Annotated in this window: 20 protein-coding genes and 2 pseudogenes; 13 read left to right on the top strand and 9 right to left on the bottom strand. The window is 68.8% G+C overall.

Annotated features, from left to right (window positions below):
* Positions 1–10: 10 nt before the first annotated feature.
* The 6 genes from AP234_RS09485 to araA all read left to right on the top strand — a co-directional run bounded on the left by AP234_RS09485 (position 11) and on the right by araA (position 7,578).
* Entirely contained in the window at positions 11–1,543 is a 1,533-nt protein-coding gene (locus tag AP234_RS09485; RefSeq protein ID WP_055479188.1) for a sugar ABC transporter ATP-binding protein, read from the top strand.
* Positions 1,540–2,628, top strand: a complete 1,089-nt coding sequence (locus AP234_RS09490) for an ABC transporter permease (RefSeq protein ID WP_055479189.1) — start codon at positions 1,540–1,542, stop codon at positions 2,626–2,628. The genes AP234_RS09485 and AP234_RS09490 overlap by 4 nt, the downstream gene beginning before the upstream one ends.
* Positions 2,625–3,629 (top strand): galactofuranose ABC transporter, permease protein YjfF, encoded by a 1,005-nt coding sequence (gene yjfF / locus AP234_RS09495; RefSeq protein WP_083501933.1) that lies wholly within the window; start codon positions 2,625–2,627, stop codon positions 3,627–3,629. Before AP234_RS09490 ends, yjfF begins: the two co-directional genes overlap by 4 nt.
* 93 nt (positions 3,630–3,722) lie before the next feature.
* Positions 3,723–5,438, top strand: coding sequence for a ribulokinase (gene araB / locus AP234_RS09500; protein WP_200926375.1), 1,716 nt, complete (start codon positions 3,723–3,725; stop codon positions 5,436–5,438).
* Positions 5,435–6,100: an L-ribulose-5-phosphate 4-epimerase gene (locus AP234_RS09505; protein ID WP_055479190.1), complete on the top strand. Its 666-nt coding sequence runs from the start codon at positions 5,435–5,437 to the stop codon at positions 6,098–6,100. The genes araB and AP234_RS09505 overlap by 4 nt, the downstream gene beginning before the upstream one ends.
* Positions 6,097–7,578, top strand: coding sequence for an L-arabinose isomerase (gene araA / locus AP234_RS09510; protein ID WP_055479191.1), 1,482 nt, complete (start codon positions 6,097–6,099; stop codon positions 7,576–7,578). Before AP234_RS09505 ends, araA begins: the two co-directional genes overlap by 4 nt.
* Positions 7,579–7,668: 90 nt before the next feature.
* Here the strand turns inward: araA and AP234_RS09515 are convergent, their stop codons facing one another.
* The 3 genes from AP234_RS09515 to AP234_RS09525 form a co-directional block, all read right to left on the bottom strand.
* Complete coding sequence (locus AP234_RS09515) at positions 7,669–8,727, bottom strand: LacI family DNA-binding transcriptional regulator (RefSeq protein ID WP_055479192.1); 1,059 nt, start codon at positions 8,725–8,727, stop codon at positions 7,669–7,671.
* 409 nt (positions 8,728–9,136) lie between these two features.
* Positions 9,137–10,567, bottom strand: coding sequence for a family 43 glycosylhydrolase (locus tag AP234_RS09520; protein WP_055479193.1), 1,431 nt, complete (start codon positions 10,565–10,567; stop codon positions 9,137–9,139).
* Between the two features lie 751 nt (positions 10,568–11,318).
* Positions 11,319–13,415, bottom strand: coding sequence for a DUF222 domain-containing protein (locus AP234_RS09525; RefSeq protein WP_160330403.1), 2,097 nt, complete (start codon positions 13,413–13,415; stop codon positions 11,319–11,321).
* Positions 13,416–14,525: 1,110 nt separating this feature from the next.
* Between AP234_RS09525 and AP234_RS09530 the strand changes: the two are divergent.
* Positions 14,526–15,431, top strand: a pseudogene (locus AP234_RS09530) (transposase family protein).
* A 196-nt stretch (positions 15,432–15,627) separates the two neighbouring features.
* Here the strand turns inward: AP234_RS09530 and AP234_RS09535 are convergent.
* Positions 15,628–16,440, bottom strand: a complete 813-nt coding sequence (locus tag AP234_RS09535; protein ID WP_055479196.1) for a phytanoyl-CoA dioxygenase family protein — start codon at positions 16,438–16,440, stop codon at positions 15,628–15,630.
* 310 nt (positions 16,441–16,750) lie between these two features.
* On the opposite strand from AP234_RS09535, the gene AP234_RS09540 reads away from it, so the two are divergent.
* Positions 16,751–17,587 carry an aldo/keto reductase gene (locus tag AP234_RS09540; RefSeq protein ID WP_055479197.1) on the top strand — a complete coding sequence of 279 codons (837 nt, stop codon included), beginning with the start codon at positions 16,751–16,753 and terminating at the stop codon, positions 17,585–17,587.
* A 166-nt stretch (positions 17,588–17,753) separates the two neighbouring features.
* On the opposite strand, the gene AP234_RS09545 is transcribed toward AP234_RS09540, so the two are convergent.
* Both AP234_RS09545 and menC read right to left on the bottom strand, forming a co-directional pair.
* Positions 17,754–18,137, bottom strand: coding sequence for an MmcQ/YjbR family DNA-binding protein (locus AP234_RS09545; RefSeq protein ID WP_055479198.1), 384 nt, complete (start codon positions 18,135–18,137; stop codon positions 17,754–17,756).
* Positions 18,138–18,378: 241 nt separating this feature from the next.
* Positions 18,379–19,443, bottom strand: coding sequence for an o-succinylbenzoate synthase (gene menC / locus AP234_RS09550; RefSeq protein ID WP_055479344.1), 1,065 nt, complete (start codon positions 19,441–19,443; stop codon positions 18,379–18,381).
* Between the two features lie 394 nt (positions 19,444–19,837).
* On the opposite strand from menC, the gene AP234_RS09555 reads away from it, so the two are divergent.
* The 4 genes and pseudogenes from AP234_RS09555 to AP234_RS38505 form a co-directional block, all read left to right on the top strand.
* Positions 19,838–20,977 (top strand): acyl-CoA dehydrogenase family protein, encoded by a 1,140-nt coding sequence (locus AP234_RS09555; protein ID WP_055479199.1) that lies wholly within the window; start codon positions 19,838–19,840, stop codon positions 20,975–20,977.
* A 59-nt stretch (positions 20,978–21,036) separates the two neighbouring features.
* Positions 21,037–21,684: a class I SAM-dependent DNA methyltransferase gene (locus tag AP234_RS09560; RefSeq protein ID WP_055479200.1), complete on the top strand. Its 648-nt coding sequence runs from the start codon at positions 21,037–21,039 to the stop codon at positions 21,682–21,684.
* 93 nt (positions 21,685–21,777) lie between these two features.
* Positions 21,778–22,644 (top strand): AraC family transcriptional regulator, encoded by an 867-nt coding sequence (locus tag AP234_RS09565; protein WP_055479201.1) that lies wholly within the window; start codon positions 21,778–21,780, stop codon positions 22,642–22,644.
* A 162-nt stretch (positions 22,645–22,806) separates the two neighbouring features.
* A pseudogene (locus AP234_RS38505) lies at positions 22,807–22,953 on the top strand (MerR family transcriptional regulator); the annotation flags it as partial.
* Positions 22,954–22,964: 11 nt separating this feature from the next.
* Here the strand turns inward: AP234_RS38505 and AP234_RS38510 are convergent.
* The gene (locus AP234_RS38510; protein WP_055479202.1) at positions 22,965–24,215 is read right to left on the bottom strand and encodes a PP2C family protein-serine/threonine phosphatase; all 1,251 of its coding nucleotides are present in this window, start codon (positions 24,213–24,215) and stop codon (positions 22,965–22,967) included.
* 133 nt (positions 24,216–24,348) lie between these two features.
* Here AP234_RS38510 and AP234_RS09575 point away from each other — a divergent pair, with 133 nt between their 5' ends.
* Positions 24,349–25,107 carry a helical backbone metal receptor gene (locus AP234_RS09575; protein ID WP_055479345.1) on the top strand — a complete coding sequence of 253 codons (759 nt, stop codon included), beginning with the start codon at positions 24,349–24,351 and terminating at the stop codon, positions 25,105–25,107.
* A gap of 12 nt (positions 25,108–25,119) precedes the next feature.
* On the opposite strand, the gene AP234_RS37640 is transcribed toward AP234_RS09575, so the two are convergent.
* On the bottom strand, positions 25,120–25,260 hold the full coding sequence (locus AP234_RS37640) for a hypothetical protein (protein ID WP_162842191.1): 141 nt from the start codon (positions 25,258–25,260) through the stop codon (positions 25,120–25,122).
* Between the two features lie 191 nt (positions 25,261–25,451).
* On the bottom strand, positions 25,452–26,106 hold a 655-nt coding region (locus tag AP234_RS09580), incomplete at its 5' end, for a TetR/AcrR family transcriptional regulator (RefSeq protein WP_055479203.1).

The following is a 26,106-nucleotide window of genomic DNA, read 5'->3' on the forward strand; positions in this document are numbered from 1 at the left end:
GGGGCGCAGCATGACCGCACCCGCGCCGATCCTGCGGATGACGGGGATCGGCAAGCAGTTCCCGGGCGTCAAGGCGCTGGACGGAGTCGACTTCCGGCTGCTGCCGGGTGAGGTCCACGCGCTGATGGGGGAGAACGGCGCGGGCAAGTCGACGCTGATCAAGGTGCTGACCGGGGTCTACGACATCGACGCCGGCGAGATCGAGCTGGCCGGCCGCAAGGTCGCCTTCGCCGGGCCGCAGGCCGCCCAGCGGGCCGGCATCAGCACGGTCTACCAGGAGGTCAACCTCTGCACCAACCTGTCGGTGGCGGAGAACATCTTCATCGGCCGCGAGCCGCGCCGCCTGGGCCGCATCCAGTGGCGGCGGATGCGGCAGCGGGCCGCGGAGCTGCTCGCCCGGCTCGAAATAGACATCGACGTCTCGGCGCCGCTGTCGTCGTACTCGCTGGCGATCCAGCAGATGGTCGCCATCGCGCGGGCGCTCGACATCGAGGCACGGGTGCTGATCCTCGACGAGCCCACCTCCAGCCTCGACGCAGGCGAGGTCGCCCAGCTCTTCCGGGTGATGCGGCGGCTGAAGGAGCAGGGCATCGCGATCCTGTTCGTCTCCCACTTCCTCGACCAGATCTACGAGATCTCCGACCGCATGACGATCCTGCGCAACGGCAGGCTCGTGGGGGAGCACCTCACCAGCGAGCTGAGCCAGATCGAGCTGGTCGGCAAGATGATCGGCCGGGAGCTCGCCGACCTGGAGCGCCTCGGCGCCAAACCCGCCGCCGAATCCTCCGAGTCCTCCGCGGGGAAACCCGTACCTCTGCTGGAGGCGCGGGAGCTGGGCCGGACCGGCGCGATCGAGCCGTTCACGCTCACCATCCACGAGGGCGAGGTCGTCGGGCTCGCCGGGCTGCTCGGCTCGGGCCGTACGGAAATCGCCCGGCTGCTGTTCGGCGCCGATCACGCAGGCACCGGATCGTTGCGTATCGGCGGCGAGCAGGTCAGCCTGCGTACGCCACGGGCCGCGGTCAGCCGTAAGATCGCGTTCTGCTCGGAGAACCGGCGGGCCGAGGGCCTCATCCCCGACCTGACCGTGCGAGAGAACATCATCCTCGCCCTGCAGGCGGCGCGCGGCTGGACCAGGCCGATCCCACGCAGGCGGCAGGACGAACTGGTCGACAAATACATCAAGGCGCTGAGCATCCGCCCGCCCGATCCCGACCAGCTCGTCAAGAACCTCAGCGGCGGCAACCAGCAGAAGGTGCTGCTGGCACGCTGGCTCATCCTCGAACCCCGCCTGCTGATCCTCGACGAGCCCACCCGGGGCATCGACGTCGGCGCGAAGGCCGAGATCCAGCGCCTGGTCGCGGAGCTCTCCGACGGCGGGATGGCCGTACTGTTCATCTCCGCCGAGCTGGAGGAGGTGCTGCGGCTCAGCCACCGGGTCGGCGTGCTCCGCGACCGCAGGCTGGTCGCGCAGCTGGAAAACGGCGATGATCTGACCACCGACACCCTCACCGAGACGATCGCGAGCGGAGCCCGCTCATGAGCAGGACCCTCAGGCCCCTTCTCAACCCCGTCCTCAGGCACCGCATGCTGTGGCCCGTGGTCATCCTCGCCGCGCTGCTGCTGCTCAACCTGTTCTTCACCAACGGCTTCTTCAAGGTGGAGATGAAGGACGGCCATCTCTACGGCAGCCTCATCGACATCGTCAGGTTCGGCGCGCCGCTGATCCTCGTGTCGCTCGGCATGACCCTGGTCATCGCGACCTGCGGCATCGACCTGTCGGTCGGGTCGATCGTGGCGATCTCGGGCGCGCTGGCCTGTCTGTGGATCAGTGAGCTGGGCGACCAGAACAGCATCGGCGGAGTGCTGACCGCGGTGGCGCTCGGCCTCGGGCTGTCCGTGGCGCTCGGCGCGTGGAACGGATTCCTCGTCGCCGGCATCGGCATCCAGCCCATCATCGCGACACTGATCCTGATGGTCGCCGGGCGCGGCGTGGCCCAGCTCATCACCGACGGCCAGATCATCACCGTCAACAGCTCGCCGTACAAGCTGATCGGCGGCGGCTACTGGCTCACGCTGCCGTTCGGGATCATCATCGTGATCGCGGTGCTGGCGCTCACGGCCTTCCTCACCCGGCGGCTCGCCCTGGGTCTGCTGATCGAGTCGGTCGGCGGCAACGCCGAGGCGAGCCGCCTGGCCGGCATCCGCTCCCGCGGCGTGCTCATGATGGTCTACGCGTTCTGCGGGCTGTGCGCCGGCATCGCGGGACTGATGATCAGCTCGAACGTCTCCAGCGCGGACGGCAACAACGCCGGACTGTGGATCGAGCTGGACGCCATCCTCGCCGTCGTCATCGGCGGCACGTCGCTCGCCGGGGGGCGTTTCTCACTCGGCGGCACGGTGCTGGGGGCGCTCATCATCCAGACGCTGACGACCACGATCTACTCGATCGGCGTGCCGCCGGAGACGACGCTGCTGTTCAAGGCGCTGGTGGTGACCATCGTGTGCCTGCTCCAGTCACCGGCGTTCCGGGAGAAGGCGTTCCGCCGCCGCAGACGGCCCGCCGCGGCCGCGTCCGCCTCGGCGGAGGAAGAGGCAGGAGAAGAGAGGGTGGGGGTCTCGGCGTGAGCACCATCGATGGCGCGGCCGTACGCCGCCTGATCTCCAATCCGGGCGGACACATCCCGCCGAAATACGTCCCGGTCCTGGTCACGGCCGGGCTGTTCGTGGCGATGTTCGTCGCCGGGGGCATACGCTACGACGGCTTCGCCACCGGACAGATCATCCTGAACGTCTTCATCGACAACGCCTTCCTGCTGGTGGTCGCCGTCGGGATGACCTTCGTGATCCTCACGGGTGGCATCGACCTGTCGGTGGGCGCGGTCGTCGCGCTCGCCACGATGATCGCGGCGAGCCTTCTGCGGGACGGCTGGCCGGCCCCCGTGGTGATCCTCCTCGTGCTCGCCGTCGGCACGGTGCTCGGATTCGGCATGGGGGCGATCGTCCACTACTTCGAGATCCAGCCGTTCATCGTGACGCTCGCCGGGATGTTCCTGGCCCGCGGCCTGTGCTACACGATCGGCACCGACTCGATCCCCATCGAGGACCCGACCTTCACCGCTATCGCCCAGACCCGGATCGACCTGGGTGGCGAGCTGTGGATCTCGCCGCTCGTCGTCATCGCCATCGTGGTCGTGCTGGTGGCGGCGTACGTGCTGCATTACACCCGGATCGGCAGGAACGTCTACGCGACCGGCGGCAGCGAGCAGTCGGCCCTGCTCATGGGCCTCCCCGTGGCGCGCACGAAGATCGCGGTCTACGCGATCAGCGGCTTCTGCTCGGCGCTCGGCGGCCTGCTGTTCTCCTTCTACATGCTGTCGGGGTACGGCCTGCACGCGGTCGGCATGGAGCTCGACGCGATCGCGGCGGTCGTCATCGGAGGCACGCTGCTGACCGGCGGCACCGGTTATCTGTTCGGCACGGTGCTGGGCGTGCTAGTGCTCGGCCTGATCCAGACGATCATCAGTTTCGAGGGGACGCTGAGCTCGTGGTGGACCAAGATCGTAATCGGCCTGCTGCTGTTCGTCTTCATCCTGCTGCAGCGCCTGATCGGCACCCGTAAGTCCTAGGGATCTTTCCCGTAGGTGTTCCCGTCCTCAGTATTGGAGCGATATGTGAACGCTAACAGCGATCGTGCCGGCCTCCATCAAGGCGATGACTACGTGGTCGGTGTCGACTTCGGCACGCTGTCGGGCCGCGCCGTCGTCGTCCGGGTGAGCGACGGCGTAGAGGTCGGCACCGCCGTGTACGAGTACCCCCACCGCGTGATCGAGGAGACCCTGCCCGGCGGCGACGTCCGCCTCGGCCCCGACTGGGCCCTGCAGGCCCCGCAGGACTGGATCGGCGTGCTGCGCCATGCCGTACCGAAGGCGCTGGCCGCCTCCGGCGTCCCGGCCTCGCGGGTGATCGGCATCGGTACCGACTTCACCGCCTGCACGGTGCTGCCGACCACGGCCGACGGCACCCCCCTGTGCGAGATCCACCCCGAGCGCCCGCACGCCTGGCCCAAACTGTGGAAGCACCACGCGGCCCAGCCGCATGCCGATCGGATCAACGCGCTGGCCGCCGAGCGCGACGAGCCGTGGCGGGCCCGCTACGGCGGCAAGATCTCCTCGGAGTGGCAGTTCGCCAAGGGGCTGCAGCTCCTGGAGGAGGATCCGGAGATCTACCACCTGGCGGAGCGCTGGATCGAGGCCGCCGACTGGATCATCTGGCAGCTGTCCGGTGTGGAGACCCGCAACGTCTGCACGGCCGGATACAAGGGCATCTTCCAGGACGGCGGCTATCCCTCGGAAGACTTCCTGGCCGCGCTCAATCCCGCCTTCGTCGACCTCCCGAACAAGCTCAGCGCGGGCAAGCCGGGCCTGGAGCTCGCACCGCTGGGCGGCCTCGCCGGTCGTCTGACGGCCCGCGCCGCCCAGTGGACGGGGCTGCCCGAGGGGATCGCGGTCGCGGTCGGCAATGTGGACGCGCACGTCACAGCGGCCGCGGCGGACGCCGTACGGCCCGGCCAGATGGTGGCCATCATGGGCACCTCGACCTGCCTGATCATGCCCTCTGACCGGCTGGCCGAGGTTCCGGGCATGTGCGGCGTGGTCCGCGACGGCATCGTGCCCGGCCTGTGGGGCTATGAGGCGGGGCAGTCGGCCGTCGGCGACATCTTCGCCTGGTTCGTCGAGACCTCGATGCCGGCCTCCTATGCCGAGCGTGCCGCGGCGAGCGGTCTCGACCCGCACCAGTTCCTCACGTCGCTCGCGGCCGAGCAGGAGGTCGGGCAGCACGGGCTGGTCGCGCTCGACTGGCAGGGCGGCAACAGGTCGGTGCTGGTCGACCACGACCTGTCCGGGTTGGTCGTCGGCCAGACGCTCGCCACCAAGCCGGAGGACGTCTACCGCGCGCTCATCGAGGCGACCGCCTTCGGTGTGCGCGTGATCGTGGAGACGTTCGAGGCGGCCGGGGTGCCGGTGGAGGAGTTCGTCGTCGCGGGCGGGCTGCTGAAGAACCGCTTCCTCCTGCAGGTCTACGCCGACGTGCTGCGCCGCCGCCTGTCGGTGATCGGTTCTGAGCAGGGCCCGGCGCTCGGCTCGGCGATCCATGCGGCCGTCGCTGCGGGCGCCTATCCCGACATCACGGCGGCCGCGGCCGCGATGGGCAAGCGGTTCACCGACGCCTACGTGCCCGACGCGGACCGGGCCGACGCCTACGACCGGCTGTACGCCGAGTACCGCCGGCTGCACGACCACTTCGCTGACGGCGCCCTGCTGCACCGGCTGCGCCAGATCAGAAACGACGCGATCAGAAACGACGCGATCAGCGGCGACTCGAACAGAGACGACTCGAACAGCGACGAAAGCGGCAGGAACGGAATCGGGGCATGAGTGTGATCGACAAGCTGAGACAGACCGTGTGCGGGCTGCACGCGGAGCTGGTGCGGTACGGCCTGGTCGCCTGGACGGCGGGCAACATCTCCGGACGGGTGCCGGATGAGGAACTGTTCGTGATCAAGCCGAGCGGCGTGTCCTACGACGAGCTGACCCCCGACTCGATCGTCGTGTGCGACCTGGAGGGCGACCTCGTCGCCGGGGATCTCGCCCCGTCCAGCGACACGGCCGCGCACGCCTACATCTACCGGCACATGCCCCACGTGGGCGGGGTCGTCCACACCCACTCCACGTACGCCTCGGCCTGGGCCGCCCGGGGAGAGGCCATCCCGTGCGTGCTCACCGCGATGGCCGACGAGTTCGGCGGGGAGATCCCCGTCGGCCCGTTCGCGCTGATCGGGGGAGACGACATCGGCAAGGGCGTGGTGGAGACGCTGACCGGCCACCGCTCCCCGGCCGTCCTCATGCGCAACCACGGAGTGTTCACGATCGGCGCGTCGCCCAAGGCCGCCGTCAAGGCCGCCGTGATGTGCGAGGACGTCGCCCGCACCGTCCACGTGGCGCGGCAGCTCGGTGAACCGCTGCCGATCGCACGCGACGACATCGACAGCTTGTACGACCGCTACCAGAACGTTTATGGACAAAGGAGTGCCCGGTGAAGCTGTGGTTCCTGACCGGTAGTCAGGGTTTGTACGGCGAGGACACGCTGCGGCAGGTGGCCGAGCAGTCCCGGGGTATCGCCGAGCAGCTGGGCCGGGCGCTGCCGTTCGAGGTGGTGTGGCAGCCGGTGCTGACCGGTGCCGACGCCATCCGCAGGGCGTGCCTTGAGGCGAACGCCGATGACGAATGCGGCGGCCTGATCGCGTGGATGCACACGTTCTCCCCGGCCAAGATGTGGATCGCCGGGCTGGACGCGCTGCGCAAGCCGCTCCTGCACCTGCACACGCAGGCCAATCTGGAGCTGCCGTGGAGCAGCATCGACATGGACTTCATGAACCTGAACCAGGCCGCGCACGGCGACCGGGAGTTCGGCTACATCCAGTCCAGGCTCGGGGTGGCGCGCAAGACCGTGGCCGGTCACGTGAGCGACCCTTCGGTGGCGGCGCGGATCGCCACCTGGGCGCGGGCGGCGGCCGGACGGGCCGAGGTCGCGTCGCTGCGGCTGGCCAGGTTCGGCGACAACATGCGCGACGTGGCGGTGACCGAGGGCGACAAGGTCGAGGCGCAGCTGCGGTTCGGAGTCTCGGTGAACACCTACGGCGTGAACGACCTGGTCGCCGCCGTCGACGCCGCCTCCGATGCCGACGTGTCCGCCCTGGTGAAGGAGTACGCAGACCTCTACCGTGTCGCCCCGGAGCTGCTGGCCGGCGGTGAGCGGCACGAGTCCCTGCGGTACGCCGCCAGGATCGAGCTGGGTCTTCGGTCCTTCCTCGACGACGGGGGATTCAAGGCGTTCACCACGAACTTCGAAGACCTCGGCGGGCTGCGGCAGTTGCCCGGCCTGGCCGTACAACGCCTGATGGCCGACGGCTACGGGTTCGGCGGTGAGGGCGACTGGAAGACCTCGGTGCTGTTGCGGACGCTCAAGGTGATGTCCGCCGGGCTGCCGGGCGGCACCTCGTTCATGGAGGACTACACCTACAACCTCACACCGGGCGAGGAGCTCATCCTCGGCGCGCACATGCTGGAGGTCTGTCCGACGATCGCCGCCGACACCCCGTCGTGTGAGATCCATCCGCTCGGCATCGGCAACCGGGAGGACCCGGTCCGCCTGGTGTTCGACGCCGTGCCCGGCGAGGCGATCGTGGTGGGGCTGGCCGACATGGGTGATCGGTTCCGGCTGGTGGCCAACGAGATCGATGTGGTCGCCCCGCCGCAGCCGCTGCCGAAGTTGCCCGTCGCCCGTGCCGTCTGGCGCCCCCGGCCCGACCTGCGCACTTCCGCCGAGTCGTGGATCACCGCCGGCGCACCGCACCACACGGTCCTGTCCGCGGCCGTCGGCGCCGACGAGCTCACCGACTTCGCCGAGATGCTCGGCGTCGAACTGCTGGTCATCGACGCCGACACCACCTCACGGCAGTTCACCAAGGAACTGCGCTGGAATCAGGCCTACTACCGGCTCGCGCAGGGTTTCTGAGGCACGGTTCCCTGAGGGGAGAGACGACGACATGCCGTGGCGCCGTGTGGGGTGGTGCCACGGCATGTCGCCGAAGCCGATGGGGCGGGGTCAGCGGGGAGCGGCGGTGCTCTCCCTGAGCACGATTTCAGGCTCGATCAGTCGACGGACGTTCTCCGCGGCCCCGCCCTCCGCCCCGGTGTCGGAATCGGCGATGGCGATGCGGTGGAGCAGCAGTTCGAGGGCCTGCCTGCCGACCTCGGCGAAGTTCTGCCGGACCGTGGTGAGCGGCGGCCAGAAGTAGGCGGCCTCGGGCACGTCGTCGAAGCCGACCACGCTCACGTCGTCGGGGACGCTCCGCCCCGCCTCACGAAGGGCCCGCATCACGCCCAGAGCCATGGGATCGTTGGCCACGAAGATCGCGGTGATCGAGCGGTCGCCTGCGAGCTGCTTGCCGAGCCGATAGCCGGAGCGTGCGCTCCAGTCCCCGCTCAGCACCTCCGGCACCGGCCGGCCCTCGGCCTCCAACGTCGAACGCCACCCGTCGATCCGGCTGCTCGCGTCGATCCACTCGGCCGGACCCGCGATGTGCCACACCGTCTCGTGGCCGAGGCTGAGCAGGTGCCGCGTCACCCGGGCCGCCCCCGCACGCTGGTCGACCATCACCACCGGGACCGGGATGTCGTCCCGCCCGTCCACCGCCACGACGGGCATGGTGGGTGGCAGGTGACGCAGGCCGTCGACCGCCGCCTCGTGCGGCGCGAGGATGATCGCACCGTCGACCGACTGCCGGCGCAGGCGTTCCACCCCCTCCTGCATCGACCGGCGATCGAGTATGCCCAGACTGGCGATGCTCACCGTGTAGTCGCTCTGCCTGGCCGCCTGCTCGATGGCGCTGAGCGTGGAGGCCGGGCCGTACAGGGTGGTGTCGAGGCTCACGACACCGAGCACCCCCGACCGGCCGGTGGCGAGCTGCCGGGCCGCGAGATTGGGCCGATAATCGAGTTTTCGGACCGCTGCCATCACGCGCGCCCGGGTCTCGGCTCGCACTATTTCCGGCGAGTTGAACACCCGGGAGACGGTCATCGCCGAAACCCCCGCGAGCGCGGCCACATCCTCGATCACCGCTGGCTTGGAACGGGACCTGCCGCCGCCCGTTTTCGATGGCATGCGGTCAACCCCTCTGCGATATCGCTAACACGCAACCATCTTAAGAGTGAGTCCAATCAAAAGGTGGATGGGCGTGACGAGGGATATCAGACGGGAGAGGGGATGCGAACGGCAAAGCGGTGGACGGTAAGGCGGCGGGCGGCCGGGGCATGGTGCCCCGGCCGCCTGTTCTGCCCGGTCCGGTGCCTGGTCAGGTCAGCACCGGACGGCCTGTGGGAGGTGATGCGCGGCCGTCAGCAGACGGGTCAATGGACGGTGTCGACGGTGTGGACGGTGTCCGTAGGCCTTATCCGTAGGCGGGGTCAATAGACGGGCCGGTGGGCGGTATCAGCGGCGGTATCAGCGGCGGTATCAGTGGCGGTATCGGTGGCGGTATCAGTGGGGGTATCAGTGGGTTCAGAAGACGGGATCAGTAGACGAAGGGCCAGCCGGCGCTGTCCCATCCGAGCCTGTTGATGCCCAGCCGGGACGAGTTGTCGTTCGCATACCAGTGGTAGAAGAGGACGGCGCCGTCGGTGTCATCCAGCTCGGCCTGGTGGCCGGGACCGTGGATGTCACCATGGCCGGCGAGGATCTGAGTGCCGCCGCCGGACGTCATCGCGGTGCCGTTTCTGTCGACGTAGGGACCTGTCACCGAGGTGGACCGGCCGACCATGACGCGGTAGGTGCTGTCCGCACCCCGGCAGCACAGGTCGAACGACACCAGCAGGTAGTAGTAGTCCCCGTGGCGGAAGATGGTGGGCGCCTCGATCGCGCCGCCGTTCCGCCCGGCGATGCCGCGGATGGTGCCGTCACTGCGTTTACCGGTCGCCGGATCGAGCTGGACGAGCTTGATCCCGGACCAGAACGAGCCGAAGCTCAGCCACCAGCGGCCCTGCGCGTCGACGACGAGGTTGGGGTCGATCGCGTTGAAGTTGTCGGAGGTACGTGACTCGATGACCAGACCCTGGTCGGTCCAGGATCCCGATGCTCCGGTCGTGCTGGTGGCCAGGAAGATCGCCGAGTGGTTGGAGCCGAAGGTGGAGGCCGCGTAGTACATGTAGTAACGGCCGTTGACATAGGTGATGTCGGGGGCCCACAGAGTGTTGCTGCCGTTGGTGTAGGCGTGTGCCCACGGGACCCCTCCGGGGAACGCCGCCCCCGCGTTGCGCCACGCGGTCCGGTCGGTGGAGGTCTTGAGCGGGATGTTGTCACCCGTGTGCGCGAGAATGTAGGTCCCGCTCGACGTCTTGGTCACCTCCGGGTCGTGCACACCGGTGTCACCCGTGACGTATCCGGGGTTGGGATAGGACGCCGGCGGAGTCGTCGGATCCCCGCCGCCGCCACCGACCTTGACGAGCTGCCACTGCTGGTTGGTGCCACCGGTGTCGGTGTACTGCGAGATGCGGCCGCCGTCGGCGGTGGACCACTCCCACACGTCCAGGGCCTTGCCGCTGTTGCGGTTGATCAGCTTGACGTAGCCGCTACCGGTGTCGACGACCCGGAACTGCTGGTTGGTGCCGTTGAGGTCGGTCCACTGGATGACGTCGGCGCCGTCGGCGGTCGACCGGGAGGCGATGTCGAGGACCTTGCCACTGTGGCGGGACTTCAGCCGGTAGTAGCCGCCGCCGGAGTCGACGAACTGCCACTGCTGCCAGGCGCCGTCGTTGCGTGACCACTGCACGATCGGGGCGCCGTTATCGGTGGCCAGGTTGTAGACGTCGATCGCCTTGCCGCTGTGCCGGCTGATCAACACGTACGAGGCATTGGTGTCGATCGTGGCGGCGGCCGCGCCTGCGTTGACGACACTCTGACACACGGCCAGCAACGCGACGACCACGAGCGTCGTCAGCCCGCTCAAGCGGCGCCATGGTGTGAATGGAGGTTTGGGGGGTGACACGGGATGGACCTCCTGATGTTATCGTTAACATCCGTGGTGGAGGGTAGCCGATCTTCGCTGTCGTTTGCTCTGGGGTTTGCTGATGAGTTGGGCGCGGTGTTATCGCCGTCCAGTGGTATCGCGGCCATCTGGAGGCGTCAAGTGTCGGCTGAATCCCTCCAGTTGGCCGCTGAATCTTTCATCGACTGCTCCGCAGTGCGGCTCCCGGAGGATCACTCTGACGGCAGTGCGGTGGTGCTTGGGTGTTGGGTGCCCCGGGTATCGGGTGCTCGCGCTCGATGCTCACGCTCGGCGTCGGCATCCGGCGTCGGCTGGTGTCTGGCAGCGGTTGGCACCCCGCCGTCGGCCGGTGTCCGCCGTCGGCTGGTGTCCGGCCGCGGTCCGCATCCGGCGGCGGTTGCCGCTGCGGGCCGGCCACTGCGGACGTCGGTCGCATCGCTCCTCCGTGCCGCGACCACTCTTACTGCTCGCCGACAGCCTGGATATGCCGAATACCAGTGGGATGTGCTGAATGTCACCGGGATGTGATGGATGCCGTTGTGCGGGAGGCATCGGAAGTCCATTGGAAATGGAGTGAGATGCCCTGGCGTGAGTGGTCGACGCTGCGTCCCATCGTCCCCAGATGAGGTGGGTAGGTGAAATACCGTGACACTCCACACCGTGACACTCCACAGGGAGCGATGGCACGCCACTGTGCTTCCATGCAGGTCGATCATGTGGGTCGGCGCTTTCTGGTGGGTGAGGGGCCGATGTAGATGAACTCCCAGCGGTCGGGGCCGGTCTTGCGGCGTTGGTAGCGGTCGGGGTGCCGGTAGCGGTCGCGGTTGTGGAATTGGCAGGCGGGGCCGAGTCTGGCCAGGTCGGTGCGGCCGCCTTCGCTCCAGTTGTCGATGTGGTCGATCTGGCACATGCTCGCGGGGAGGGGGCAGCCTTTCACCCAGCAGGTGTCGTAGCGGGCGGCGATGGCGCGGCGTTGGGCGGGGGTGGCCAGGCGGGTCTTGCGGCCCATGTCCAGGACCTGCCCCTCGGTGTTCATGACCAGGCGGACGAGGGTGGAGGTGCGGGCCAGGCGGTGGATGTCGGTGATGGGTAGCAGGTGTCCGGTGGACAGCAGCAGCCCGGGCAGGGTGCGCAGCACCGACTGCCACCGCCAGTCCCCGACGTCGGGTCCGCTGTCCCCGAAGCCGCCGTCGACGCTCCAGAAGCGGAAGCCTGTGCTCCTGGAAGTCGCACCCCCGGGGTCCACGCCCCCACGGGGATCGCTCCTGCCGGGATCGCCTCCGCTGGGGTCGCCGGGGTTGCCGCTGCCAGGGGCGCTCCTGCCGGGGTCGTCCCTGCTGGGGTCGCCGGTGGCGGGGTCTGCTGGGTGCGTGCCGGGGTCGGCACCGGTGGGAGTGGTGTTCGCGGTGTGGTCGTCTTCACCGGCCTGGTTGTGGATGCCGGTGCGGGTCCCCGAGCCGCTCTCGGTCTCCGGCTCGTCAATGCTTCCGGGCTCGTCAGTGCCTCCGGTCCCGGCCGCAGCGCCGAGTTCGACCGCTGGGCTGGCCGCGGTCGCGGGGCTGGGCTCGTCGTCACCTGTGGTGGCCGGGCGGATGGGGGTGCGGTGTTCGCGTGAGTTCTTGGTGGGCCACTCGGGACCCTGGCCGCAGGTGGGATCACCGCCTGGCGTCGCGTCCCCTTGGTCGTCTCTGCGGCCGGCCCCGGGAAAGGCTCCGGGAAGGAATCCGGGAGCAGGCTCGGAAGCGGCGTCGGGAGTGTGATCAGGATCGAGGTCGTCACCGGCATCCTCGCGGGTTTCCGGGCCGGTCCCTTTGCCGGTCGCAAGCGCCGGGCCGTCGCTCCGGACGGCGTCACCGGGCGCGGTGTCCTCAGGCGCAGTGACGTCGTCAGATGCGGTGCCGCCGGGCGTGGCGTCATCAGGCTCGGTGTCACCGGACGTGGTGCATTCGGATGCGCTGTCTTCGGGCGCGACATCGTCAGGTGCGGCGTCGCCGGGCGTGGCGTCGCGGGGAGTGGTGCTGTGGTGGGTGGATTGCCCGGGGGCGGTGCCGTGTTCGGCATCGTGGGGGGTGGGGTCGTCGGGGAGGGACTCGGCGTTGATCAACACCAGGAGTTCGGTGGTGATCTGCTGTTCCAAAAGTGCGATCAGCGTGTCGGCGTTGCGGACTCGAAGCGGCCGGTCATCTCCTTGGGCCTTTGGTTTGGCGTAGGCGTCCAGCAGGGTCCGTAGCCGGGCGGCGGCCTCCCGCGGCAGACGGAACTCCCCCTCCACCCCACCGCTCTCGGTTTCCCGTAGCAGCAGGAACCGGGCGTCGTAGTCGGCGGCGGCGTCCTTGACCTCCCCGTCGGGGTCCAGGACCGCCCGCAGATACCGTCCCGCTTTGGCGATCTCCTGCGGCCCGGCGCAATCGGCCAGTTCCACAAGGATCGTCTCGGCCTTGGCCGCGTCCTCATCGCCGAGTCCGGTGGTGGCCGCGCAGATCGCCGCCACCACCGCCTCGGTCAGGTTCCCGGCGGCGTACCGTGCCCGTACTTTGGGCAGGCGTGCCAGTTCGATGCCCAGGGCGACGGTGCGGTAGGCCGTCCGGCGGCTCATCCCGCACACCGACCGCAACCACGTCCGCGTCGAGGCGTGCCCGGTCTGGCGGGCCGCTCCGGCCGCGTGCACCCGCGCGGCCCGTAGGGCGATCGCCGCCTCCAGCCGATCCCGCGCGAACGCCAACTCCTCCACCTGCGCCAGACACACCTCCGCAGAGCCCGGAAGCGCCGTGACCGCCAACGCCAGCGCGGCCTCCCGCACCTGGCTCACCAACGGCCACGACAACACCCCGTCCGCGTCTGCGGAATCCGCCGCGCACGCACCGCTCAGACCACCCGAAGAACCGCCCGAAGTATCATCCGAAGCGCTACCGGAAGGGATATCCGCAGACTCCGAAACGCGCCGCCGAGGCGAATCATCACGGTCGTCGTCATTTGTCGGGGAACCACCGACCGTACCATCCACATCACCGGCCACCGCATCGGCCGGACATGCGTTACTCGGGGATGTGGTGGTTGAAGCCTCGCCGGTGCGGGCCGAGTTCTCCGCAGCCATGCTTAACTCAGTGACGCTGCATCCTGTCGTATCTGGACCGGCCCCATGAAAGCGACCTGAACGGGCAGGGGTGTCGGCGTGAAACATGTCGATCAGTGGCGTGTCGTTCAGAGATGTGCCGGTGGAAGACACGGCATCCGAGGACGCGGTGTCGGGAGACGTACGATCCGGATTGTCCGGGGACACGCGATGGAGTGCTGCCGGCCAGCCGAGTGACGGGGCGCGTGTCGAGTAGCGAGAGGAACGGGCGGCAGCACGCGCTGCGGCTTCCGCCTTCACCTCCGCCCACCATTCGGGCCCGAGAAGGGGTGGAGCGGCGGGTTGTGGCGAATCGTGATTGAGCAGGTTGTCCATATTCGATAGCTTTGCCGACTCCATTTACTCCTCCCCTCGCGGGATCGCTTCCTCGAAAACCTGTATGAATAATCTCACGTTAATCCGTCGAGGGCAATACTCCCGCCATGGTCAATTCAAAAATAATTATGAGAGAGAGGTGGTGAATTACTCCAAATGTCTATGATGTCCGACATTATGTATTGGACCACTTGGCTTAAGTCGGCTCTTTCGGGTGAATCGCTGGAAACAGCAATGAAACCGGTAGCATGAGCGGCCACGGAGAGTGGTTGAAGTGACGGTGAGCCATTGAGCCGTTGTCTGTAACGGTTCGTCGCTGTGTGTAGTGCCGACGCCGGCCGGGTCACGCCGCTTCATGGCAGGGCATAGCAGGGCATGCCTGGGCATGCCGCGCCCCAGTGTTCGGAAAGCGTAAAGCCCCTGATAGAAGTGGTCTTGTCTAGAGATCAACTTCATAATCAGAGGCTTCACGTGCCCACCAGTGTCACATACTCGGCGACCCTCCAGGTGCGCCGGGAGACCGTACTGTTCCTGGCCGCCCTGCTTCATGCCGAGCGCCGCCGCCGAGGTACCCGCCGCGGCCGCCGCGCACTCGGCTGCCATGCCCAGGCCGTCCTCATCCTGCGCTGGTTCCTGGACGGCACCAGAATCAGGCAACTGGCGATCGACCACGGCATCGGCCGCAAGACCGTCTACCGCTACCTCCATGAGGGCATCGACCTTCTGGCCGCACACACTCCCGACCTGGACACCGTCTTGGACACGGCCGCGCGTACGGGTCTGACGCACATCAACCTCGACGGCATCCTCATCGCCACCGACCGCGTCGCCACCCCCGGCCCCAACGGCGCCGACCTGTGGTGGTCGGGAAAGCACAAGCACCACGGCGGCAACGTGCAGGTCATCTCCGCCCCGGACGGCTGGCCGCTGTGGGTCTCCGACGTCCGCCCCGGCCGCGAGCACGACATGACCTGCGCCCGCCGCCACGGCATCATCACCGCCCTCGCCGCCATCCGAGTCGGCCTGCCGGCCTTGGCAGGCCTGGGCTACGAAGGCGCGCCGATGTCGTCCCGGCGAAGATGAAGCGCCACCAGCGCAGGCTCAGCGATGACCGGCAGACCGCAGGCTCAGCGATGACCGGCAGACCGCAGGCTCAGCGATGACCGGCAGACCTGCAGCAAACTGCTACGGGGGCCTGCGTGGGGTCGGCGAGCGTGTGAATGCTCTGCTCGCGGTCACCTTAAGGCTCTACGCCGGGTCAGCCTCGATCCCTCGTGCATCGTGCATCGGGAAGATCATCAGGTGCCTCTCGTCCTGCTTCATCAAGAGCACACCTGGACTCGGCCGACGTCACCCATCGCGATCTTCGGTCACTGAGAAATCTTCGGTGCCAGAACGTCCACGGCCGGCCGTGGGTGAGCATCAACGGGATCGAACCGGGGGCCGGGGCCGGGCTTGGCCGCAATGGCACACGATGTGCTCCATGGCCTGGCTCGGCCCCTCCAGCATGCCCGGTCTCCTTCTTCTTCCCCTCTTCACGGCCACCCTTGCCGGCGATGGTCGTGAAGTACGTTTACCTGACGCCGTGATCGTGGCCGTCCCCGTCCGGACCGGGGGTGTCGTATCCCAGACCCCGGCGGATCGCGATCTCCACGGGTGAGTACGCACCGTCGGGCCGCTCCAGCTCGTACGGTGCGGCCGGGATCAGCGGCGGCTGGGCCATGAAGCGCGGTCGCATCCCATGGTGCGGTTGCGCCGCGTGCACCAGGAACGGGTGGCACAGGAAGACGTCGCCCGGGGAGCCGGTGGCGAGGGCGAGTGGCCGGTGGTCGGACGCCGCCACCAGATCGGGGGCGAGGGTCAGTCCGCTTGCCCCGTCCTCTCCGTACTTCTCCAGCACCTTCGGCACGTCAAGGTGTGAGCCGACCCGGATCCGGGTCGGCGCGTCCTCCTCACCGACCTCGCTGAACAGGAACAGCATCAGCAGCGCCCGGCCCCGGGAGCGCAGATTCGTGAAGTACCAGGTCTCACCCTCCGGCAGATAGCTCCCCTCGATGTGCCAGCCCGCGTCGTCCGGCTCCTCCTCGTGCGGGAAGCGCAGCGGGAACGTGCCCAGCGAGTAGCGCGGCTCCCAGCGTCCCGCGCCGACGAGCAGGTCGTACGCGTGATGCAAAGACGGGGAATTGGGCGCGGCGGCGAACGGTCCCTGCGCCATGCCGCCCACCCAGTGCACGGGCTGCGTCCACGTCGACGGGTCGTCCGGATCGCAGCCCGTCTCTCGCCACAGCAGCCGTGCGCAGTCCGCGGCCACGCGAGGCGCGACGGCGCCCTCCAACTTCACGAAGCCGTCGCGGAGGAAACGGGATATCAAGGTCGTGTCATCCATGTCCCCATCGTGCGGTGACACCGGCCCCGATCACCCGACATTCTCCACACCGCCTTTGTCGGGTATGAGGATGGGCGGGGTCCCCAGTGGCGGTCGCCGTACCGAATGCACGTGGTGGCGCTTCGAGTCGGCGCGAGGTGGGGAGATCGCCCGCCGGTGGACCATTTTCACGGTCAAGGTCTGCTGAGGCGTCCCGGCGGACGGGACGTCCACGTTGTCATGGGAGAGGGCTTACTTCAGGTGGGCGCGGGTGCGGCCAGATCTCAGTACGCTCGGGGACACCGGCGATCAGCAAGGGGAGTTGACGGGGATGCAGGAAACGATCACGATCGGCAAAGACTTCACGGTCGGCCGTCTCGGTTTCGGGGCGATGCGAATCACCGGGCCCGGCATGTGGGGGCCGCCGGCCGACGTGCCCGCCGCCCTCGCGCTCGTCCGTCGCGCTGTCGAGCTGGGCGTCACCTTCATCGATACCGCGGACTCGTACGGCCCCGGCACGAGTGAGGAACTGCTCGCCGAGGCACTGCACCCCTATCCCGACAATCTGCTCATCGCCACTAAGGCGGGTCAGAGCCGTCCGTCTCGGGCCGAGTGGATCCCGCTGGGCCGTCCCGAATACCTGCGCCAGCAGGCCGAGCTGAGCCTGCGGCGGCTCCGCCTCGACTGCCTCGATCTGTTCCAACTCCACCGCATCGACCCCAAGGTGCCGCTCGCCGACCAGATCGGCGCGGCCAAGCAGCTTCAGGACGAGGGGAAGATCCGGCACTTCGGGCTCTCCCAGGTGTCGGTCGCGGAGATCGAAGCGGTCAGGGAGCACATCGAGGTCGTGAGCGTGCAGAACCTCTACAACCTGACCCGTCGCGACGACGAGGATGTGCTGGACTACTGCGAGCGCGAAGGCATCGCGTTCATCCCGTGGCTGCCGGTCGCCGGCGGCGGGCACGCGTCGGCGACCGGGCCGCTGGCGGAGGTCGCCGCCGAGCTGGGCGCCACCCGAGCGCAGGTGTCCCTCGCCTGGCTGCTGCACCGTTCACCGGTCATGCTCCCGATCCCCGGCACGAGTTCGATCGCGCACCTGGAGGAGAACACCGCCGCCGCGGACCTGCGTCTGACCGACGAGCAGTTCGAGCGCCTTCTGCGCTGCTGAGGACCGCCTCTTCTGCGCTGCTGAAGAATCGGATGCTCCCAGGAATGTCGGGCGGCGAGCTCGTGGTCGTCTGCCGTGATGATTCGCCGTGATGATCTGCCGTGGCGATTCGCTGTGATGATTCGCTAGAGCTCGCGGGCGATATAGCGGTTGAGCGCGGCGGCGATCACCGTAGGCTTTCCTGGTTGCGGTGTCGGGACAGGAGAGCGTGTCCGGCCTCGTACGCGTCGACCAGTTGGGCGGGGGCGGTCAGGCACCACGCCTCGGTCACCAGTTCCGCCAACTCATCCGCGTCGATCTTCGTGAGGTGCACCACCACCCAGCCGAAGCGGCCTGCCGTGAACTGGACCTCGAACACCTCGGGGCGCTCCGCGACGAGCGCCATCTGCTCCTCGAGCGTCTGCTTGAGCCCTACGGTCTGGGTCTCCTCCCAGAGGTAACCGAAGCCCTTGTCGTGCACCTTCAGAGAGACCCAGCCGCCCCCGTCGCTCTGCTCGACCTCGGGCAGCCCGGCCAGCATCTTCAGGAACTCGTCCACACTCACCGCCATGCCTCCACGTCTATCAGGCGGCTGCGACAATTCCGTGTCAGGTCTGCGGCCGAACCTGGGAGGGACTCTTCGAGTGTCACCACTGTGCCGCCCAGGCAGTGTCACCACTGTGCCGCCCAGGCAGTGTCACCACTGTGCTGCCCAGGCAGTGTCACCACTGTGCTGCCCAGGCAGTGTCACCACTGTGCCGCCCAGGTAGTCGTGGGCGCGCTGCCGCACGGGTCGACCACCTTTACAGCTTTTACAGAGGGATCCACTCGATGGCGGTGGTGACCTCGTCGAGGATCTCCGGGATCGGCTCGACTCCGATGCCGGGGCCGGTGGGCACGGTCAGGTGGCCGTCCCGGAGCTCGAAGGGCGGGGTGATGTCGGTGGTGAAGTAGCGGCGGGAACCGGAGAGGTCACCGGGGAGGGAGAAACCGGGCAGCGCGGCCAGCGCGACGTTGGCGGCACGTCCGATGCCCGTCTCCAGCATGCCGCCGCACCACGCCGCGACACCATGCGCCCGGCACAGATCGTGGATGCGCCGCGCCTCCAGGTAGCCGCCGACCCGGCCCGGCTTGATGTTGACGACCGAGCAGGCTCCCAGTGAGATGGCCGCCGCCGCGTGCTCGGCGGACTCGATGGACTCGTCCAGGCAGATCGGGGTGGTGAGCCTGGTGGCGAGCCGGGCGTGCTGGACGATGTCGTCGTCGGCGAGCGGCTGTTCGATGAGCAGCAGGCCGAACTCGTCGAGCCTGGCCAGGTGTCCGGCGTCGGCGAGGGTGTACGCCGCGTTGGCGTCGACCTGGAGTGGTACGTCGAGCCCGAACCGCTCGCGCACCGCGCGTACGGGGGCCACGTCCCAGCCGGGCTTGATCTTGAGTTTGATCCGGACGTAGCCCTCCTCCAGGTAACCGGCGACGACGTCGAGCAACTCGGGGATCGAGTCCACGATGCCGATGGACACCCCGGCAGAAACGCGGTCGGCGGAGGCGCCGAGGAAGGAGCCGAGCGACAGCCCGGCGGCGCGCAGCCCGGCGTCGAGCACGGCCGCCTCCAGGGCGGTCTTGGCCATCCGATGGCCCTTGAACGGGCGCAGGGCACGGCCGACCGCATGGGCGTCGGCGTGCGCGGGAAGCGCGGGGATCAGGAAGCGGCGCAGCACATCGGCCGCGCCGTCGACGTACTCCGCCGAGTAGAGCGGAGCGGACATCGCCACGCACTCGCCCCAGCCCTCGGCCTCGGGGGTGACGACCCGCAGCAGCAGCACATCGCGTCGCGTCTCGGTGCCGAACGACGTCTGGAACGGCGTGACCAGCGGCATCGCGATCCGGCGCAGCTCGATCCCGGTGATCTTCGTGGGGTGCGCGGTGTGCACCGTCTCGTTCACCGCGGACACCCCGATTCGGCGCGGCCGGCCGCCATCGGCGGATCACCGTGTGGGCCCGCGACGACAGCGCGGTAATGGACGCGGTGATGGACGCGGTGATGGAGCTCGACGGACAAGTGCCAATCCTCCGATCCGTGGTTCACCCGCGACCATACGCCAGCCGGGCGACGGGGGATCCGTGCGCTTGGCGGGGTCGGAGGATGCGGGGGGCGGGCGGCTCACGATCCGGACCGACGATCTGAACCAGATATCAGAACGCGGCTTATGTCCGGAAGTACGCTGAGGACGTGCGCAGCGCCTACATCACCTGGGACCTGAGGAGCCGATCGTGACCGTGGACCGCCTGCTGCCCACTCAGGAGGCAGCGGACCTCATCGAGCTCACCCGTGAGATCGCCGACCGGGAGCTGGCCACCCGGGTGGACGAGCACGAACGTGCGGAGACCTACCCCGAGGGACTGTTCACCCTGCTGGGGGACGCCGGGCTGCTCGGCCTGCCGTACGCGGAGGAGTTCGGCGGGGGCGCTCAGCCGTACGAGGTCTATCTGCAGGTGATCGAGGAGCTGGCGGCGCGCTGGGCGGCGGTCGCCGTCGCCTGCAGCGTGCACACGCTCGCCTGCTTCCCGGTCGTGGAGTACGGCACGGCGCGGCAGCGGGAGCGGTGGCTGCCCGACATGCTGGCCGGTCGGCTCATCGGGGGCTACAGCCTGTCTGAGCCGCAGGCCGGATCCGACGCGGCCGCGCTCCGGTGCAAGGCCGAGAAGGTCGAGGGCGGCTACCGGATCAGCGGCAGCAAGGCGTGGATCACCCATGGCGGCAGGGCCGACTTCTATGCGCTGTTCGCCCGCACCGCCGAGGGCAGCCGGGGCATCTCCTGCTTCCTCGCGCCGGGCGCCGCGGACGGCCTGAGCTTCGGCCGTCCCGAGGAGAAGATGGGGCTGCACGCCGTACCCACCACCACCGCGCACTGGGAGGGCGCGTTCCTGGAGGACGACCGGCTGCTGGGCGCGGAGGGGCAGGGCCTGCAGATCGCCTTCAGCGCCCTCGACTCCGGCAGGCTCGGCATCGCCGCCTGCGCCACCGGCCTCGCCCAGGCCGCGCTGGACGAGGCCGTTTCGTACGCCAAGGAGCGCGAGACCTTCGGCAAGAAGATCATCGATCACCAGGGGCTCGGCTTCCTGCTCGCCGACATGGCCGCCGCCGTGGACGCGGCGCGGGCGACCTACCTCGACGCGGCCCGCCGCCGCGACGCAGGCCTGCCGTACGGCAGACAGGCCAGCGTGGCCAAGCTGGTCGCCACCGACGCCGCCATGAAGGTCACCACCGACGCGGTGCAGGTCTTCGGCGGGTACGGCTACACGCGGGAGTTCCGGGTCGAGCGCTACATGCGCGAGGCGAAGATCATGCAGATCTTCGAGGGCACCAACCAGATCCAGCGCCTGGTGATCAGCCGTCACCTCGCCCGCTGAGGGCGAGGCCGGTCGTGGTGAGACCCGGGGGACGGGCTCCGGGTCTATCGTTCTCGTCCATGACGGAGCCCTCCCACCTGACCGCCACGCGGACGTTCTACGACGCCATCGCCGCCGACTACGCCGAGCACTTCGCGAAGGAGCTTCAGGCGAAGCCGCTGGACCGCGCGATGCTCGCCGCGTTCGCCGAACTCGTACGGACCACCGGCGGCGGTCCGGTCGTCGAGGTCGGCTGCGGCCCCGGCCGGGTGACGGCGTACCTGCACTCCCTCGGGCTGGACGTCTTCGGCGTCGACCTGTCGCCCGCGATGGTCGAAACGGCCCGGCGGGATCACCCGGATCTGAGGTTCCACGTGGGTTCGATGATGGATCTTGACCTGGCGGACGGCGCTCTCGGCGGTGTCGTGGCGTGGTACTCCCTCATCCACACCCCGCCGGAGCTGCTGCCCGCGACGTTCGCCGAGTTCCGCCGCGTGCTGGCCCCGGGCGGTCACCTGCTGCTCGCCTTCCAGGTGGGTGACGGGCCGCTGCGCGTGGCGGAGCCGTTCGGTCATCCGGTCGCGCTCGATTTCAACCGGCTGGCTCCCGACCGCATCGCCGATTCGCTGGATCAGGCGGGCCTCGCCGTACGGGCTCGGCTGGTGCGGGAGCCCGACGCGACGGAGAAGGTCCGGCAGGCCTTCCTACTGGCGGGCAAACCCGTGTGAGCAGAAGCGATCCGACTTCACCGGGCACAGGATGTCGGGTGTGACGGGATGGTCCGCACCTAGCTTCGTGATTGAAAGCGAAGGAAGAACGGCATGCTGGATCGGCTGAACCAGGCCATGGAGCACATCGAGCGGCACCTCGATCAGGAGATCGACGTGGCCGAGCTCGCCCGGATCGCGGTCACCTCGGAATATCACTTCCGGCGGATGTTCTCCGCGCTGGCCGGCATCCCGCTGTCGGAGTACGTCCGGCGCAGGCGGCTCACCGTCGCCGGCGCCGACGTGCTCGCCGGCGAGGAGACGCTGCTCGACATCGCGGTGCGGTACGGCTACGGCTCCGGAGAGGCGTTCGCGCGCGCGTTCCGCGCCATGCACGGCGTCGGACCCGGTGAGGCCAGACGGGCCGGCGCTCCGCTGCGCGCCCAGCCCCGGATGTCCTTCCGCCTCATCATCGAAGGGAGCGGTGACATGCGATACCGGATAGTGGAGAAGAAGGAGTTCCGCCTGGTGGGCAGGAAGGCCCGCGTCCCCCTCGTACACGAGGGGATGAACCTCGCGATCGTCGAGTTCGTGCGGAGCATCGACCAGGAGACCAGGCAGCGGCTGGAGGGGCTCTCCGATCAGGAACCGCGGGGGATCGTCAACGTGGCCGACCAGATCACGGACGGCCGTGCGGAGGGCACCGAGCTCGACTACTACTACGGTGTGGTTACCGGTGCCGAGGCACCCGAGGACCTGGACGTTCTCACGGTCCCTGCCGGGGCGTGGGTGGTCTTCGAGAGTTCGGGCGCCTTCCCCCAGGCGCTGCAGTATCTGTGGCGGGACGCGTTCACCCAGTGGCTCCCGTCGAATCCGTACCGCAGCCGGCCGGGACCGGAGATCTCGCGGACGGTCGTGTCGCAGGACGGTACTCATGCGGACGCCGAGCTGTGGCTCCCCGTCGAGCGCACAGCGGAGTGACAGTGCGCACAGCGGAGTGATGGTTGGTCGATCCGGAGAAGGCGACTTCTCCGGATCGACCGGTTCGCACGTGGTTGACCCTGACCCGGTGTGAGGCCATGGACCGGAGGGGTCAGGTTCAGCATCGGAGTCTTCGCTCGTCTTGGCCGGGTGTCGGTACGCATGTTGCGGCACTACGACGCGCTCGGCCTGCTCCCTCCGGCCCGGGTCGGCCCGGTCACCGGCTACCGCCACTATGAGGCGGGGCAACTGTCCCGGCTCAACCGGCTGATCGCGCTCAAGGACCTCGGCCTCACCCTCGATCAGGTGGGGCGGATCCGTCACATCGCGAACTTCCGGTGCCGTTGGGTGCGCCACTCGAGCAGCAGCACGGTCGCGTCGTCCTGCAGCACGCCTTGCTGGTGCGCCAGGACGCTCTGGATCAGCCGGCGGACGGTCTCCGGAGCCGATATCCCGTCGGCCTCCCGGCGGATCACGAAGCGGGTGAAGCGCTCGATGCCGAACGGCTCCCCCTCGGGGCTGCGCGCCTCGATGATGCCGTCGGTGTAGAACAGCAGCCGGTCGCCGGGCTCGAGATGGTAGCGGGCGAGCTCGGCGGGACGGCCCAGTCGCAGGCCCATGGGCGGCGCCGGCGGCGTCTCGTCCAAGGTGGCGACCTGCCGCCCCCGCCGCAGCACCAGCGGCGGGTGATGCCCCCGGTTGACCCAGGCCAGCCAGCCGGTCTGGGTGTCGAGCGTGGCCAGGATGCCGGTGGCGAACCGGCCGCCGCCGAACTGGTCGTCGATGGCCCTGTCGATGGTTTCGCTGATCTCCACCAGACCGGCGCCGCTGCGGCGGCTGTTGCGGTAGGCGCCCACGGCGATGCTCGCGGTCAATCCGGCGGCCGTGTCGTGCCCCATCGCATCGAAGATCGACAGATGTATCCTGTCGCCCCTGAGCCCGTAGTCGAAGGCGTCTCCGCCCACGTCGTAGGCGGGTTCCAGCGACGCGCTGATCACGAGTCGGTCGTTCGCGAAGGTCGCGGCCGGCATCAGGTTCCACAGCACCTCGGCCGACAGGGTCATCTCCTGGGCGCGTACCAGCCAGGCGTAGTCGTCGCTGCGGTCGCGTTTGGTCACTATCAGCAGGGCGATCAGCGTGCCCAGCCGCTGAACCCACCACCTGCTCATCTCGTTGTCGACCGGCACGGTCACCCCGATCACGCCGATCCGCTCGGCGCCGTCCAGCATGGGCACCCACAGTCGGCGCAGGCCGGGGGAGGAGAGCATGTCCGGCGGTTCGTCGGCGAGCGGCTCGGGGACCTGCCGGACCGAGACGATCTCGAGGTCGCGGAAGGCGCGCCCGGCCACGGTGGTGTCGATGCGGATGGGGTCGAGCATCCGGCCGCGTGCGTCGTACTGTCCGGGCAGCGGGTGCAGGAACTGCTGCTGCAGGTCGGGCACGTAGATCATGGTCTGCGTGAAGCCGACCATCGCGGCGTGCTCGGCGAGTAGGCCGGGAAGGTCCAGCATGGTGGCCAGATGGCTGGCGCGTAGCAGACCACCAAGCATGAGCTCGGCCTTGCTCTGCATCTGCTCCCCTCCGCGCCGAGGTCTGAAGGCTCCATGCGGCTATCTACCCCCTGTCCGCCCCGTCAGGCGTGCCGTGCCACCGGCTCCCCTTCCCATCGGAGTGAGCCATGGCAGGATGGGGCCTATGGGGATCATGGCGGTCGACGATCTCGGGACGCCGTTCACGTCGCATGACGCCGTACGTCGCGTGGTGTCCCTGGTCCCGTCGCTCACCGAGTCGCTCGCCGAGTCGGCCCCGGAACTGCTGATCGGCGCCACCGCCTGGTGCACGCATCCGGAGGGGCTGTCCGTTCGGCGGCTGGGCGGCACCAAGAATCCCGACGTGGCCGCCATCGCCGGCCTGCGGCCGGATCTGGTGGTGGCCAACGAGGAGGAGAACCGCCCGGTCGACATCGAGGCGCTGCGTTCCGCCGGGGTGCCCGTCTGGGTGACGAGGATCCGTACGCTCGACGAGGCGTTCGTCTCACTGCGCCGGATGCTCACATCGGCCTGCGGCCTCGCCGAGCCTGGCTGGCTCGCCGCAGCAGAACGGGCGTGGTCCTCGGCCCCGCCCGTCACCGCTCAGCGGCAGGCGGTGATCCCCATCTGGCGCAAGCCCTGGATGGTGCTGGGACGGGACACCTTCGCCGGCGATCTGCTGCTCAGGCTCGGCGTACGCAACATCTACGCGGGTCACCCGGAGCGCTATCCGAAGATCGCCCTGCCCGAGCTGCTGGCGGCGGGCGCCGAACTCGTCGTCCTCCCGGACGAGCCCTACCGCTTCACCGCGGAGGACGGCCCCGGATTCTTCCCCGAGATCCCGGCCGCTCTGGTCAGCGGCCGGCATCTGACCTGGTACGGACCTTCTCTGGTCGAGGCGCGGAGCGCACTCGTGGCCGCCCTGGCCAGGTAGACGGGAACGTGGTCAGCCTTCCGGGTCGCCCTCCTCGACGCGGAACGTACTCGTCCAGGTGGCGCCGCACTGGCAGCGGGTGGTCTCCATCAGCTCTCCGTCCTCGGTGACGGCCAGGCCGTCGGTGTGGCGGACGTGAACATGCACGCTCATGGTGGGCCGCCTTCATGTCGGTCCGATGCTCGGGGAGCGGGGAGGCCACCGAGCGAGGGGGATTTGCACCCAAATGCCTAAGTGCGGAATTTCTGGGTGATGTGAAGGCTAGACCAGTCGGGGCCTGATGACGAGTGGTTCGTCGAACCGTACGGTCGATCGTTCTCTTCGAGTTCCGGACCGGCGGCGGATCAGCGCAGCACGCGGTCGAGCGCGTCGAGGGTGATCTCGATTATCTCGGCGTCCGTCATCGGCGTCCGGCCACGAGGGTGATCGGGCATCAGGCGACGAGCGCCGGCGCGAAGCACACCCCAGGCGAGCTCGGCCCGCAGGTCGCAGTGGTCGTACCCCGCCTCGTCCAGCACCTCGGCGAGCGGCGCCACCAGCTCTCCGTGCAGTTCGTCCACCCGGTTCCGGCACTCGGGCGACAGCCCGATCGCCTGCAGGGCCGGGATCAGCGCGTAGTCGGGGCTGCCCACGAAGTCGAGCGCGGCCCTGCCGTACGCCCGCACTCGGTCCCGCAGCGATCCGGCCCCATGCGGCGAACCGGCGGGAGTGATGCCGGGGGTGCCGGTGGGGGTGATGCCGGGGGTGCCGGTGGGGGTGATGGCGGGGGTGCCGGTGGGGGTGATGGCGGCGCGCAGCCTGTCGGCCCAGCGGGGGAAGGCGTCCTCCGTGAGCTGGGCGAGTATGTCCGCCGTCGAGGCGAAATATCGGTAGACGCTGGACCTGGCCAGCCCGATCCGGGCGCCGACGGCCGCGGGGGTGAGCGCGGCCACGCCCTCGGTGGCCAGGATGTCGCGTGCCGCGTCGAGCAGGGCGGCGTGCTGCTTGGCCCGGTGGTCC

Origin of the sequence: Sphaerimonospora mesophila (assembly GCF_001417795.1) — a bacterium.
Taxonomy (GTDB): Bacteria; Actinomycetota; Actinomycetes; order Streptosporangiales; family Streptosporangiaceae; genus Sphaerimonospora; species Sphaerimonospora mesophila.